This window comes from Actinokineospora bangkokensis, assembly GCF_001940455.1.
GTDB classification, from domain to species: domain Bacteria; phylum Actinomycetota; class Actinomycetes; order Mycobacteriales; family Pseudonocardiaceae; genus Actinokineospora; species Actinokineospora bangkokensis.
The window spans coordinates 696,152-708,737 of record NZ_MKQR01000026.1 but is presented as its reverse complement, the minus strand read 5'-3'; the positions used below and the strand labels follow the sequence as shown (position 1 = coordinate 708,737).

12 protein-coding genes are annotated in these 12,586 nt (G+C 73.9%); 8 read left to right on the top strand and 4 right to left on the bottom strand.

The annotated features are described in order from the left end of the window. Window positions 1–63: 63 nt before the first annotated feature. Window positions 64–924, bottom strand: coding sequence for a hypothetical protein (locus BJP25_RS26035; protein WP_143219300.1), 861 nt, complete (start codon window positions 922–924; stop codon window positions 64–66). Between the two features lie 90 nt (window positions 925–1,014). Then, window positions 1,015–1,683, bottom strand: a complete 669-nt coding sequence (locus BJP25_RS26030; RefSeq protein WP_075977586.1) for a hypothetical protein — start codon at window positions 1,681–1,683, stop codon at window positions 1,015–1,017. Window positions 1,684–1,782: 99 nt separating this feature from the next. Here BJP25_RS26030 and BJP25_RS26025 point away from each other — a divergent pair, with 99 nt between their 5' ends. Further along, window positions 1,783–3,069, top strand: coding sequence for an adenylosuccinate synthase (locus BJP25_RS26025; RefSeq protein WP_075977585.1), 1,287 nt, complete (start codon window positions 1,783–1,785; stop codon window positions 3,067–3,069). 156 nt (window positions 3,070–3,225) lie between these two features. After that, entirely contained in the window at window positions 3,226–4,302 is a 1,077-nt protein-coding gene (locus tag BJP25_RS26020) for an LLM class flavin-dependent oxidoreductase (protein WP_075977584.1), read from the top strand. Between the two features lie 7 nt (window positions 4,303–4,309). Here the strand turns inward: BJP25_RS26020 and BJP25_RS26015 are convergent, their stop codons facing one another. Beyond that, on the bottom strand, window positions 4,310–4,570 hold the full coding sequence (locus tag BJP25_RS26015) for a UBP-type zinc finger domain-containing protein (protein ID WP_075977583.1): 261 nt from the start codon (window positions 4,568–4,570) through the stop codon (window positions 4,310–4,312). 44 nt (window positions 4,571–4,614) lie between these two features. Here BJP25_RS26015 and BJP25_RS26010 point away from each other — a divergent pair, with 44 nt between their 5' ends. Next, window positions 4,615–6,165, top strand: coding sequence for a Na+/H+ antiporter (locus BJP25_RS26010; RefSeq protein WP_075977582.1), 1,551 nt, complete (start codon window positions 4,615–4,617; stop codon window positions 6,163–6,165). Between the two features lie 59 nt (window positions 6,166–6,224). Here BJP25_RS26010 and BJP25_RS26005 read toward each other — a convergent pair whose 3' ends face one another. Next, window positions 6,225–7,346 (bottom strand): glycerophosphodiester phosphodiesterase, encoded by a 1,122-nt coding sequence (locus BJP25_RS26005; protein ID WP_075977581.1) that lies wholly within the window; start codon window positions 7,344–7,346, stop codon window positions 6,225–6,227. Between the two features lie 689 nt (window positions 7,347–8,035). Here BJP25_RS26005 and purD point away from each other — a divergent pair. The 5 genes from purD (at window position 8,036) to BJP25_RS25980 (ending at window position 12,557) form a co-directional block, all read left to right on the top strand. Then, window positions 8,036–9,304, top strand: a complete 1,269-nt coding sequence (purD, locus tag BJP25_RS26000) for a phosphoribosylamine--glycine ligase (RefSeq protein ID WP_075977580.1) — start codon at window positions 8,036–8,038, stop codon at window positions 9,302–9,304. A 109-nt stretch (window positions 9,305–9,413) separates the two neighbouring features. Further along, a complete protein-coding gene (locus BJP25_RS25995) occupies window positions 9,414–9,836 on the top strand; it encodes a PE domain-containing protein (RefSeq protein WP_075977579.1) in 423 nt (140 codons plus the stop codon). A gap of 4 nt (window positions 9,837–9,840) precedes the next feature. Further along, complete coding sequence (locus tag BJP25_RS25990) at window positions 9,841–10,467, top strand: DUF3558 domain-containing protein (RefSeq protein WP_075977578.1); 627 nt, start codon at window positions 9,841–9,843, stop codon at window positions 10,465–10,467. A 9-nt stretch (window positions 10,468–10,476) separates the two neighbouring features. Then, on the top strand, window positions 10,477–11,781 hold the full coding sequence (locus BJP25_RS25985; protein WP_075977577.1) for a PPE domain-containing protein: 1,305 nt from the start codon (window positions 10,477–10,479) through the stop codon (window positions 11,779–11,781). Next, on the top strand, window positions 11,778–12,557 hold the full coding sequence (locus tag BJP25_RS25980; RefSeq protein ID WP_075977576.1) for an ESX secretion-associated protein EspG: 780 nt from the start codon (window positions 11,778–11,780) through the stop codon (window positions 12,555–12,557). Before BJP25_RS25985 ends, BJP25_RS25980 begins: the two co-directional genes overlap by 4 nt. Window positions 12,558–12,586: the final 29 nt, after the last annotated feature.

Below are 12,586 nucleotides of genomic sequence, written 5' to 3'. Positions count from 1 at the left end.
TGACACTCCGACGACTGAATGTAGAAGCGCTGGGTTACCGCTGTGTCACTGGCGGCCGGATCGCTAGACCGGGCACGCGGGCCGGTTGGCGGGCTGCGGGTCCGGCCAGTACCCGAACGCGGGCCGGGTCGGGCTGATCAGCCCCGCCGAGCACCCGCGCGAGCGGATCGTCGCGTCGGAGTACGCGGTGCCGGTCTGGAGCCCGCTGATGTCCGTCAGCTGCACCACCGGCTCGTCGAAGTACACGTGCTCGCGGCCCCGGGGCTGCACGCACGACGACGGCACGAACGACCACACCCCGTAGGTGCTGCCGCCCGCCCGCTGCGCGCTCACCAGGGCGACCGACCCGTCCTGCGTCACGTACCGGTACGACACCGTGTCCAGGTCCAGCGCCACCCGCTGCGCCGGGTCCACCACGTCCGGCCCGTCGGTGACCCGGGTGTAGTTCAGCGACGGCGTGCACTGCTCACCCGCGGCCAGGGTCACCCGGGTGCCGAAGGTGATCCGCCGCCACCCGGTGACCCCGTCCGCGGTGGTCTTGCGCAGCGAGTGGAACGGCGCGTTGATCGCCCCCACCCAGTCGCGCCACCGGTCGGCGTCGGTGCCGCACTGCTCCGGCACCCCCGACAGGCCGCCGGACTGCGACCCCCTCGTCAGGTTCGACCGCAGCACCCACCCCACCGGCGTCGCCATCACGTGCGCGGTCGAGGTGACCCGGATGCGCACCCAGTCCCCGCAGTACGCGGTGAGCTCGACCCGGTCGCCCGCCGCCCCGTTCGCCAGCACCAACCGGCCCGGGTACTCCCGCACCGTCGCCCGGTCGCTGGAGATGGTGTCCGTCGTGGCGGCCGAGCTGGCGGGGGCCGCCACGACGGCAACCGCCGCAGCCCCGGCCAGCGCGAGCGCCCAACCAACTCGCTTCACTGCGCCTCCCTCGTGTCTGAGGGACCCAGTAAGCGGGTCAAGCGCCCACCAGGTACAGCGGTAGTGCGCACACGGTCAACACCGCTGCTCTCACAGCACCCCGCGCACCGCCCGCAGGTCCTCGGTGTGCCGGTACCAGGTCCACTTGGCCGCGTCGGTGGGCACGCCGTCGCGCTCGAACCGCGTCCGCAGGCACCCCACCTGCATCGCCCGGGAGTGGAACCGCTCCACCTTGCGCCCGAAGAACCCGCCGCGGGTCACCGTCGCCACAAGCCCCGGGCCGCCGTCGAGGTCCGGCGCCACCTCGATCCGCCGCGCCCTGCCCCGCAGCGCCACCGCGTCGTCGCAGTACACGACCCCCTGCGGCTGGTCGATCACCCCGTGCCCCACCAGGCAGCCCCCGGCGTCGTCGCGGACCAGCGGGACCGCGTCCACCTCGCCCTCGAACGCCACCCGCGCCTGCGCGTCGCGGTCGCGCGGCAACCCCCACACCTCCGCCACCCGTGACCCCGGGTCGTCCGGCACGTACCCGACGGCCACGTCACCGAGCCGGGACTTGTGCATCAACCGCAGCACCACCGCGGCCAGGTCGGCGTCGGTGCCCAGCACCACCAACCGGCCGCCGTCGAACGCCCTGAGCAGCGGGTCCAGCGCGCCGCGCCCCGGCCGGGCGCCCAGTTCGACCACCTCACCGTCGGTGATCACCGGCGGACGTGCGGTACCTGTCGCGTTTCCGCAGGCCAGCACGAGTGCGCTCATCGGAGCCCCCTGGTCTAGTCTCAGTTACCGGCATTCGCACCGAGGCAGCGCGGAACGGGTGTCAACAGTCTCGGCAACTGCCAACACCTGGAGTTTCACATGCCGGCAATCGTGCTGATCGGCGCCCAGTGGGGCGACGAGGGCAAGGGCAAGGCGACCGACCTGCTCGGCGAGCGGGTCCAGTGGGTCGTGCGGTACCAGGGCGGGAACAACGCGGGGCACACGGTCGTGCTGCCCGACGGGCAGGACTTCGCGCTGCACCTGATCCCGTCGGGCATCCTCACCCCGGGCGTGACCAACGTCATCGGCAACGGCGTCGTGGTCGACCCCGGCGTGCTGCTCACCGAGCTCAAGGGCCTGGAGGACCGCGGCGTCGACACCTCGCGGCTGCTGCTGTCCGCCGACGCGCACCTGATCATGCCCTACCACGTGGCGATCGATAAGGTCACCGAGCGCTACCTCGGCAAGGCCAAGATCGGCACCACCGGCCGCGGCATCGGCCCCGCCTACCAGGACAAGGTCGCCAGGGTCGGCGTGCGGGTGCAGGACGTGCTCGACGAGAAGATCCTGCGGCAGAAGGTCGAGGCCGCGCTCGACGTCAAGAACCAGATGCTGGTGAAGGTCTACAACCGCAAGGCGCTCGAACCGGAGCGGGTCGTCGACGAGGTCCTCGGCGCCGCCGAGCGGTTCGCCCACCGCATCGCCGACACCCGGCTGCTGCTCAACCAGGCCCTCGAACGCGACGAGGTCGTGCTGCTGGAGGGCTCGCAGGGCACCCTGCTCGACGTCGACCACGGCACCTACCCGTTCGTGACCTCGTCGAACCCGACCTCCGGCGGCGCCTCGGCCGGGTCCGGCATCGGCCCCACCCGGATCACCACGGTGATCGGCATCCTCAAGGCCTACACCACCCGCGTGGGCTCCGGGCCGTTCCCCACCGAGCTGCACGACGACATGGGCGAGCGGCTGCGCAAGGTCGGCGGCGAGATCGGCGTCACCACCAAGCGGCTGCGCCGCACCGGCTGGTTCGACGCGGTCATCGCCCGCTACGCCAGCCGCGTCAACGGCATCACCGACTACTTCCTCACCAAGCTCGACGTGCTCTCCGGCCTGGAGAAGGTGCCCGTCTGCGTGGCCTACGAGGTCGACGGCGAGCGCTGCGACGACATGCCCATGACCCAGACCGGCTTCCACCACGCCGTCCCGGTCTACGAGGAGCTCCCCGGCTGGTTCGAGGACATCAGCCACTGCCGCACCTGGGCGGAGCTGCCCGCCAACGCCCGCGCCTACGTCGAGCGGGTCGAGGAGCTCGCGGGCGCCCGCGTCTCCGCGATCGGCGTCGGCCCCGGCCGAGACCAGACCATCGTCCGCCACGAGATGGCTTAGGCACACCCCCACACCCGCGGGCAGGCAGCCGACCCGGTTGCCTGCCCGCGGCGCGTCCGGTCCCCGCGCGGGACGGGCGTCCCGCATGGCGGACGGCTTGGACCGGGGCCGTGTCAGCGGCGCAAGCTGGGCGGACCGCCGACCCAGGGAGCGTGCATGGCGCCGACCTTCCACTGGTTCCTCCCCACCGCCGGGGACGGCCGCACCATCGTGGAGCGGTTCCACGCGCAGCGGGCCGAGCAGTCGGCGCACCGCCCGCCCACCCTGGACTACCTGGCCCAGGTGGCGCGGGCGGCGGAGTCGCTGGGGTTCACCGGGGTGCTCACCCCGACCGGGACGTTCTGCGAGGACGCCTGGATCACCACCGCCGCGCTGCTCGGGCACACCAGCACGCTGAAGTTCCTGGTCGCCTTCCGGCCGGGGTTGATCAGCCCCACCCTCGCCGCGCAGATGGCCTCGACCTACCAGCGGGTGTCCGGCGGGCGGTTGCTGCTCAACGTCGTCGCGGGCGGGGACGAGGCCGAGCAGCGGCGCTTCGGCGACACCGCCGACCACGACACCCGCTACGCCCGCGCCGACGAGTTCCTCACCGTGCTGCGCGGCGCGTGGGGCGCCGAGCCGGTCGACCACAGCGGCAGGCACTACGAGATCACCGGCGCCACCACCCTCGCCCCGCCCGACCCCGTGCCCCCGATCTACTTCGGCGGCTCCTCCCGCGCGGCGCTGCCCGTCGCCGCCGACCACGCCGACGTCTACCTCACCTGGGGCGAGCCACCGGAGCAGGTCGCGGACAAGATCGCGGCCGTGCGGGCGCTGACCCCCCGGCCGCTGCGGTTCGGGCTGCGGCTGCACACCATCACCCGCGACACCTCCGAGGACGCCTGGCGCGAGGCCCAGCGCCTGCTCGACGCCCTGCACCCCGACCAGGTCGCCGCCGCCCAGCAGGTGCTGGCCACCAGCCAGTCCACCGGGCAGCAGCGGATGCGCGAGCTGCACCGGGGCAGGCGCACCGACGACGCCCGCGCCCTGGAGGTCCACCCCGGGCTGTGGGCGGGCGTCGGCCTCGTGCGCGGCGGGGCGGGCACCGCCATGGTCGGCAGCCACGCCGAGGTCGCCGCGCTCGTCGAGCAGTACCGGGCGGTCGGCATCGACGAGTTCATCCTCAGCGGCTACCCGCACCTGGAGGAGGCCTACTGGTTCGCCGAGGGCGTCCTGCCGCTGGTCGGGCGCTGACCCCCGGTCACACCAGGGCCTTGTCCAGGTAGCACCACCGCCAGTTCTCGCCGGGCTCGTAGGAGCGCATCACCGGGTGCCCGGTCGCCTCGTGGTGGGCGGTGGCGTGCCGGTGCGGGCTGGAGTCGCAGCACGCGACGTGGCCGCAGGTGAGGCACTGGCGCAGGTGCACCCACACCTGGTAGCCGGCGGCGCGGCAGTCCGGGCAGAAATCGGTGGCGTCCGCGGTTGTAGCGGCGGGGAGGTCTTCGGTGTGCGCGCAAGTCATGGGGTGTCCTCCCGGGGGCATCGTGGGGCACCATCGCGCACGGGATGGAGGTGCGCGTGGAGCTGCTGCTGTTGGTGGTCGGGTCGTTGGCGGTCGCGGTGCTGGCGAAGAAGGTGGACTGGCCCGCACCGCTGGTGCTGACCGCGGTGGGCATCGGCGTGTCGTTCATACCCGGTGTGCCGGAGTTCCGCATCGACCCGGAGCTGGTGCTGCCGCTGGTGCTCGCGCCGCTGCTGTACTCCGCCGCGCTGGACAGCTCCTACCTCGACATCAAGGCCAACATCCGGCCCATCGGGCTGCTGGCCGTGGGGTTGGTGCTGGCCTCGACCGCCGTGGTCGGGATGGTGGCGTACTGGGTGGTGCCTGAGCTGGGGCTGGCCGCGGCGCTGGTGCTCGGGGCGGTGGTGGCGCCGCCCGACGCGGTGGCCGCCGTGGCCATCGGGCGCAGGCTCGGGCTGCCGCGCCGGGCCATGACGCTGCTCACAGGCGAGAGCCTGGGCAACGACGCGACGGCGCTGACCGCCTACAAGGTCGCCGTGGCCGCCGCGGTCGCGGGCTCGTCGATCTCCTGGGGCCGGGGCGCGCTGACGTTCCTCGCCGCGGCCGTCGGCGGCGTGGCCGTGGGGCTGGTGCTGGGCGTGGCGGTGCACTGGGTGCGGATGCGCCTCGGCGACGGGGTGCCGGAGAGCGCGCTCGGGATGCTCGTGCCGTTCGCCGCGTACCTGCTCGGCGAGGAGCTGCACACCTCCGGCGTGCTGGCCGTCGTCGTCGCGGGCCTCTACCTGGGCCACAACGCCCCCGCCGCCGGGTACTCGACGCGGTTGCAGGAGACGGCGGTCTGGCGGTCGCTGGACGTGCTGCTGGAGTCGCTGGTGTTCGCCCTGATCGGGTTGCAGGTGCGCACCGTCATCGAGGACGCCCAGCCGGACTGGTCGCTGGTGGCGGCCTCCGGCGCGGTGCTGCTCGCGGCCATCCTGGTGCGGTTCGCCTGGGTCTTCCCCTCGGCGTACCTGCCGAGGTGGTCCTCCCGGCGCATCCGCGAGCGCGAACCGGCCCCGGGGTGGCGGCAGGTGTCGGTGATCGGCTGGGCCGGGATGCGCGGCGTGGTGTCGCTGGCCGCCGCCGCGGCGATCCCGCTGGAGATGCCCGGCCGCGAGGTGGTGCTGCTGCTGACCTTCGTCGTCACCGTCGGCACCCTGCTGCTCCAGGGCCTGACCCTGCCCGCGGTGATCCGCCGCCTCGACGTGCGCGACACCGACGGCACCGAGCGCGTGCTCGCCGAGGCCCAGGTGCAGAACAACGCCGCCATCGCCGCGGTGTCCCGGCTGGACGAGCTGACCGACGGCGTGCCGGAGCACGTCGCCCACCGCCTGCGCGCCCTCGCCGAGCACCGCGGCAACGCCGCCTGGGAGCGGCTCGGCCGCCAGGAGGAGGAACCGCCCTCGGCGTCCTTCCGCCGCCTGCGCCGGGAGATGCTCGCCGCCGAGCGGGCCGAGTTCGTCGCCGCCCGCGACCGCGGCGACATCGACGACGAGATCCTCCGCCGCGTCCAGCGCGAGCTCGACCTGGAGGAGGCCGCCCTCTCCCGGGACTGACCGCACGGCGACGGCCGCCCACCGGGGAAGGGGTGGACGGCCGTCGCGGGGTCGGGCGGTCAGGAGCGCGGGAAGTTCTCCGCGCGGGAGGCCACCGCGATGTCCGGGTTGTCGCTGAACACGCCGTCGACGCCCGCGCGCCAGAACGCGCGCAGCTCGCCGAACAGGTCGCCGTAGTCGGCCGCGACCGCGTCCGAGCGCAGGTCCTTGGGCAGGAAGCTGTTCTCCGCCCGGAAGGTGTAGGGGTGCACCTTCAGGCCCGCCGCGTGCGCGTCGGCCACCAGGGCGGTGGGCGCGGCGAGGTTGCCCGCGGCGTCGCGGGTGATGACCTGGTTCTTGTCCGGGCCCACGCCCGCGGCGTACGTCGCGACCTCCTTGAGGCCCCGCGCGCTGACGATGTCGGCGTAGGTGCGCGGGTCACCGGCGGCGGTGAAGTCGTAGGGGCGCCCGCTGGCCGACGTCAGCTGCACCAGCGGCACCCGCAGCTCGCGGTGCAGCTGCTTGAGGTTGGCCACCTCGAACGACTGCACGAACACCTTCGCCTTCGGGGTGTTCAGCCCGTTGCGGTTGAGCGCCTGCACCAGCTTCGGCTCCAGCGCCAGGCCGAGCCGCTGGAAGTACGTCGGGTGCTTGGTCTCCGGGTAGATGCCGATGTCGCGGCCCAGCTCCCGGGACAGCCGGTTCTTGAGGTCGATGACCTCCTGCAGCGTCGGCACCTCGTACCGGCCGTTGTGGATCGTGTTCTCCTGGCGCAGGTCCGGGATCCGCTCGGTCGCCCGCAGCGTCTTGAGCTCGGCCAGGGTGAAGTCGTCGGTGAACCACCCGGTCACCCGGACCCCGTCCAGGTCCCTGGTCGTCTTGCGCGAGGCGAACTCGGGGTGCTCGGCGACGTCGGTCGTCCCCCCGATCTCCGGCTCGTGCCGCGCCACCAGCACCCCGTCCTTCGTGGACACCAGGTCCGGCTCGATGTAGTCCGCGCCCATCCGCGCCGCCAGCTCGTAGCTCGCCAGCGTGTGCTCCGGCCGGTACCCCGACGCCCCCCGGTGCCCGATCACCAGCGGCCCCGCCTCCTGCCCGTGCCGCTGCGCCACCTCCGGCCCCGCCGAGGCGCTGGACCCCAGCGCCACCCCGACCAACGCCGCAGAAGCCACGGCAACCCCCACAACTCGCCCGAACGACATCCGACCTCCCGAGATGAGTGACCACACCCTCACCACCCAGCCCGAAGCCGAGGCGTCCACCACCCCACGACCGCATGAACGCCAGATGCCCAACTTCACCCGATGCGGTGGCGCTGTTCCGGTCATTTCGGGCGGGGTTATCCACAGGCAAGATCGTTTGGGGCTTGTTTGCGCTGGTCAGCGGGTAGAATGGCCGCAAGGGACCAGAGCCCCTTGGGTGGGTGGGGGCTGCGGATGGTGACGCGTGGGGGCGCGTGGAGTTGATCTTGGCTCGATGTGGACGGGGGTTCATGGGGCGCGGTGGGGGCAGGTGGAGTGGGGCTCGGTGTGGACGGGGTGCTGGGCCTAGTGGGGGGCCTGTCCTCAAGGGCCGCGAGTGTGTAACTCGGGAGGTGGCGAGTCAAGGGCGCCCTGCGGGCGTCGCTTCGCGATGGGCTTTGCCCACCCTGGACACGCCACCTCCCGAGCTACGAGCGGCCGGGACTGGGTCAGGCCGGGGTCTGAGCAAAGCCCATGACCTTTTGCTCAGCTGAGCGGTGTTGGGGGTGCCGAACTGGTGGTGGGGCTGGGCACCATGGTTTGCGGGGTGGGGGTGGCGTTGTTTGGGGATGGGCTTCGCCACGGGGCATGGGGGTGCCGGGGATGGTCGGTTACGCCGTTCGGGGTGGGAGGCTCTAGGCTTTGGTGCCGTGCGCGTCCTGGTTGTTGGGGCTGGTGCCCGCGAACATGCCCTTGTCCTCGCGTTGTCCGGGGACCCGGGGGTGGTGGCGTTGGCTTGTGCGCCGGGCAACGCCGGGATCGCGGGGTTGGCGGAGACCTACGGGGTGGATGCGGGGAACCCCGGGGCTGTGGTGGAGCTGGCGCGGCGGTGGGGGGCTGATCTGGTCGTCGTGGGGCCGGAGGGGCCGCTGGTGGCCGGGGTGGCTGATGCGTTGCGGGGGGCGGGGGTGGCGTGCTTCGGCCCGGGGGCCGGGGCGGCGCGGATCGAGGGGTCGAAGGCTTTCGCCAAGGACGTGATGGTGGCGGCGGGGGTGCCCACGGCCCGCAGCGAGGTGGTGGACAACCCGGCTCGGTTGGACGCGGCGCTGGGGCGGTTCGGGCCGACGTGGGTGGTGAAGGACGACGGGTTGGCGGCGGGCAAGGGGGTGGTGGTCACCTCCGACCTGCGGGCCGCTCGGGCGCACGCGATGACGTTGTTGGACGGGGGGCACCCCGTGCTGCTCGAATCGTTCCTGGACGGGCCCGAGGTGTCGTTGTTCTGCCTGGTGGACGAGGAGCGGACCGTGGTGCCGCTGCTGCCCGCGCAGGACTTCAAGCGGGTCGGGGACGGGGACTCCGGGCCCAACACCGGCGGGATGGGGGCGTACTCGCCGCTGCCCTGGGCGCCGGAGGGGCTGGTCGAGGACGTGGTGGCGCGGGTCGTGCAGCCCACCGTGGACGAGATGGCCGCGCGGGGGGTGCCGTTCTCCGGGCTGCTCTACGCCGGGTTGGCGCTGACCTCGAACGGGCCGGAGGTCATCGAGTTCAACTGCCGGTTCGGCGACCCCGAGACCCAGGCGGTGCTCGCCCTGCTGCGCAGCCCGCTGTCGACCCTCCTGCACGCCGCTGCGACCGGGGCGCTGGCGCAGCACCCGCCGCTGGAGTGGGCCGACGGGGCCGCCGTGACCGTGGTGGTGGCCGCCGAGGGGTACCCCGGGCGGCCCCGGACGGGTGACCCCATCACCGGGGGCGAGGGTGAGGGGGTGCTGCACGCGGGCACCCGGCGGCGCGACGACGGGGCGCTGGTCAGCGCCGGTGGGCGGGTGCTGTCGGTGGTCGGCACCGGCCCTGACCTGGCGGGCGCCCGGGAGGACGCCTACCGGCGGGTCGAGGGCGTGCACCTGCCCGGCTCGCACCACCGCACCGACATCGCCCTGCGCGCGGTCGAGGGCCAGGTGGCCGTCCCCGCCACCCGCTGAGGGGGAACCGCACCCCTCCTCCGTGCGTCCAACTCCCAGTGGGAGCCGGCGGTCCGTTGGTAACCTGCGGAGCAGACGACGTCGCGATGTGTGTGCGGGGGTGCGCGGGATGGACGGCAATCCGCTGGTCAACCTGGTCGGGGGACTCGTCGGGGGTGCCCTGCGCACCGTCGAGGGCCTGCTGGACGCCCAACCCGGCGGCGGTGGCGGTGGTCGCTTCGTCGTCGACCACGAGAACGTGCTGCTCGCCGCCAAGGTCATCCAGGACCAGGTCAACGAGCTGCAGGCGGACTTCGCCGCCGCCTACGACAAGCTCACCATCGCCGCGCCCGGCACCGACGACGTCTCCACCAGGATGGCGCGCTCCTGGAACGACATCCTGGTCCAGAAGGGCGACTCGTACGCCAACCGCGTCCGCCAGTACATCGAGGGGCTGAACAAGCTCGTCGAGCAGTTGCAGGCCACCGCGCGGGACTACGGGTACAACGAGGAGCAGATCACCCAGGCCCTCGGGGGGCCGCGCGTTGCGTAGCCGGGTGCTGCTGGTCGGGTCGGTCGCCGCGCTGGCGATCGGCGCCTCCGCGTGCACGAGCACCGAAGGCGGCACCGCGGTGGCCGGGGGCGGCGGGGGCGGCGGCAGCGAGCCCACCAGCACCACCACCGGCGAGCCGACTCCGACCGTGGCCATCCCGCCGCGCCCGGCCGCGCTCCCGCTCGACTCGGTGGACCCGTGCGCGCTGCTCAGCGCCGACCAGCAGAAGCAGCTCGGCATCACCAGGTCCCAGGCCAGGACCGACAGCTCGGCGCCGTTCGAGGGCTCCAAGCAGTGCCTGCTCAACGCGGGCGGGGGCGGCAACTACTACTACTTCGTGGTGTCCGCGGTGACCTCCGAGGGCATCGCGCCCTGGCTCGACGGGCAGCGCAACGTCGACGCCGAGCTGGTGTCCGTCGCGGGCTACGGCGCCGCGCGCTACACCCTCGCGGGCGCCGAGGCGGGCGAGACCGAGAGCAACTGCACGACCACCGTGGACGTGGCCGACGACCAGCAGCTCAAGGTCGACGCGGTGCCGGTGTCCATCGGCAAGTTCTCCCAGCAGCAGGTGTGCCAGATGAGCGAGCAGGCCGCCGGGCTCGCGGTGACCACCCTGAAGGCGTCGAGGTGAGGGGCTGACATGGCGAACGACTACGGGCTGGGCGACCTCCGCTTCGAGGGCTACAGCTTCCAGCAGCTCGCTGGCCAGCTCGACGGGCTGCGCAAGGGGCCGGGGTCCAGCAGCCTCAACGAGGCCGTCGACGCGCTCAAGCAGCTCTCCCAGAGCCTGGAGCGCACCGACCGGACCCTGCGCAACGAGCTCGCCAAGATCGGCGTGGCCTGGGAGGGCAACGCCTCCGAGGGCGGCATGGAGGCCACGCGGCAGGCGTCGGTGTTCGCGGAGGACGCCGGGGTGCGGGTGGACGCGACCGGGGCGAACGTGAACGTGCAGGGGGCGGTGTTCGACTCCACGCGCAACTCCGCGCCGCAGGGCGGGGAGCTGCGGGGGCCGACCCAGACCACCGTGGTGGACGACGTGCTCGGGTCGTTCGGGTACACCACCGACCACGCCGCCAAGGTGGAGCAGACGCGGGCGGCGCACGACGCGGCCGCGGCGGCGATGAACGGGTACAGCCAGGGCAGCCAGTCGGCGATCGCGGGGGCGCGGACGCTGCCCGTGCCGCCCGGGCTCGACCTGGTGGCCAAGCCCGCGCCGGAGCTGGGGCAGACCTCCGCGCAGGGCTTCACCAGCAGCCCCGGGTCCTACACGCCGACCGGCGGCTCCGGCGCGCCCGGTTCGCCCGGTGGCGTGAGCGTCGGCGCGGGCCAGGGCGGTGTGGCGGGCTTCTCGGGGATCTCCGGCGGCAGCGGCGGTGGTGGCGGGGGCGCGGGCGGCACCGGCACCCCGAACAGCCCCGGCAGCCCGGGGGTGGGCGGCCCGAACGGGCCCGGCAGGCTCGCCGCGATCGGCCCCACCGGCGCCAACCCGGGTGGGCTGGCGTTCGGCGGCGGGGGCCTGGGCGGGGTGCGGCCGGGGGTGCCGCTGGGCTTCGTCGACGGGGCCGCGACCGCCGCGGGCATCGCCGCCGCCGGGGGCGCCGGGGCCGGGATCGGCTCGTCGCTGGAGAAGGACCGGGTCGTGCGCGGTGGTCGGGGCGCGGTGGCCGGGGCGCCCGGGGCCGAGGGCGCCGAGGGGCGCGCGAACGGCAAGACGCCGCTGGCCGGGGCGGGTGAGGAGGAGGCGCGCGCGGCGCGCAACGCCGAGCGGTTGGGCGGGGCGCGGGGCGGGCGCGGCGGGTCCTCGCTGATGTCCCCCGCCGCCGCGGGCGCCGGGGCGGGCGGCGACGAGGACGAGGAGCACGTGCGCAAGTACGGCATCGACTCCGACGACGTGTTCGGCGACGAGCGGATGGTCGTCTCCCCGGTGCTCGGCCAGGACGAGTGAGGGGGACCGCGGCGACCACCACGGTCCTGTCGGCCCTGGAGCTGGACGTGCTGTGGGAGGCCGAGCGGCTGCCCCGCAGGCACGTGGCGTTCGACGTGCCCAGCCCCGGTACCACGCACACCGAGCGGGCCGCGCTGGTGGCTGCCGCGCTCGACGGGTTGCAGGCGCGCGGGCTGGTCAGCCGCGGCCGGGCGGTGCCGGAGCTGGTGGACGCGCTGACCCTGCTCGCCCACCCCAAGGTGAGCGTCGACGGCTGGGTGTGGACCGACCGGCAGATCCGCTCGTTCGCCGCCGCGGGCGCCGAGCAGGCGGTGCTCGCCGCGGTGGACAACGACGAGGTGTGGCTCATCCCCGCCCGGCCGACCGCGCTGGCCGAGGCGGCCGTGTCGATCTCCGGCTCCGCCCCCGCCGGGCCGGGGCGCTCGGTGACGCTGCCGACCGAGCTGCTGCTGGAGGCGGACAAGGCCGCGGGCGGCAACCCGCAGGGCATGGTCACCACGCTGTACCAGGGCGGGGTGCTGCTGGCCGACGCGCAGGCGCTGGCGTCGATGCTCACCGGTGTCACCGCGCGCGGGCAGTTCGGCGCCGAGCGCAGCACCGGCCGCGAGCGCAGGCGGCAGCGGGCGGAGCGGGTCGTGGCCTTCCACGACACCGAGGCGGGCCGCTACGTCTACCTGGCCAGGCCCAGCCCGGACGGGCGGATGTGGAGCACGATCGGCCCCGCGGACAACGCGCGGCTCTCGGCGTGCGTGTGGGAGTTGCTGGACGAAGTCTGACCCCGTGGGGAACCGACGGGGCGCCCCGC

Excerpts from the sequence above, each read along its gene's own strand:
- BJP25_RS26010 (WP_075977582.1), top strand. The coding sequence starts at position 4,615 with ATGGAGGTGCGCGTGGAGCTGCTGCTGTTGGTGGTCGGGTCGTTGGCG.
- BJP25_RS26030 (WP_075977586.1), bottom strand. The coding sequence starts at position 1,683 with ATGAGCGCACTCGTGCTGGCCTGCGGAAACGCGACAGGTACCGCACGT.
- BJP25_RS26025 (WP_075977585.1), top strand. The coding sequence starts at position 1,783 with ATGCCGGCAATCGTGCTGATCGGCGCCCAGTGGGGCGACGAGGGCAAG.
- BJP25_RS25995 (WP_075977579.1), top strand. The coding sequence starts at position 9,414 with ATGGACGGCAATCCGCTGGTCAACCTGGTCGGGGGACTCGTCGGGGGT.
- BJP25_RS26020 (WP_075977584.1), top strand. The coding sequence starts at position 3,226 with ATGGCGCCGACCTTCCACTGGTTCCTCCCCACCGCCGGGGACGGCCGC.
- BJP25_RS26015 (WP_075977583.1), bottom strand. The coding sequence starts at position 4,570 with ATGACTTGCGCGCACACCGAAGACCTCCCCGCCGCTACAACCGCGGAC.
- BJP25_RS25985 (WP_075977577.1), top strand. The coding sequence starts at position 10,477 with ATGGCGAACGACTACGGGCTGGGCGACCTCCGCTTCGAGGGCTACAGC.
- BJP25_RS26005 (WP_075977581.1), bottom strand. The coding sequence starts at position 7,346 with ATGTCGTTCGGGCGAGTTGTGGGGGTTGCCGTGGCTTCTGCGGCGTTG.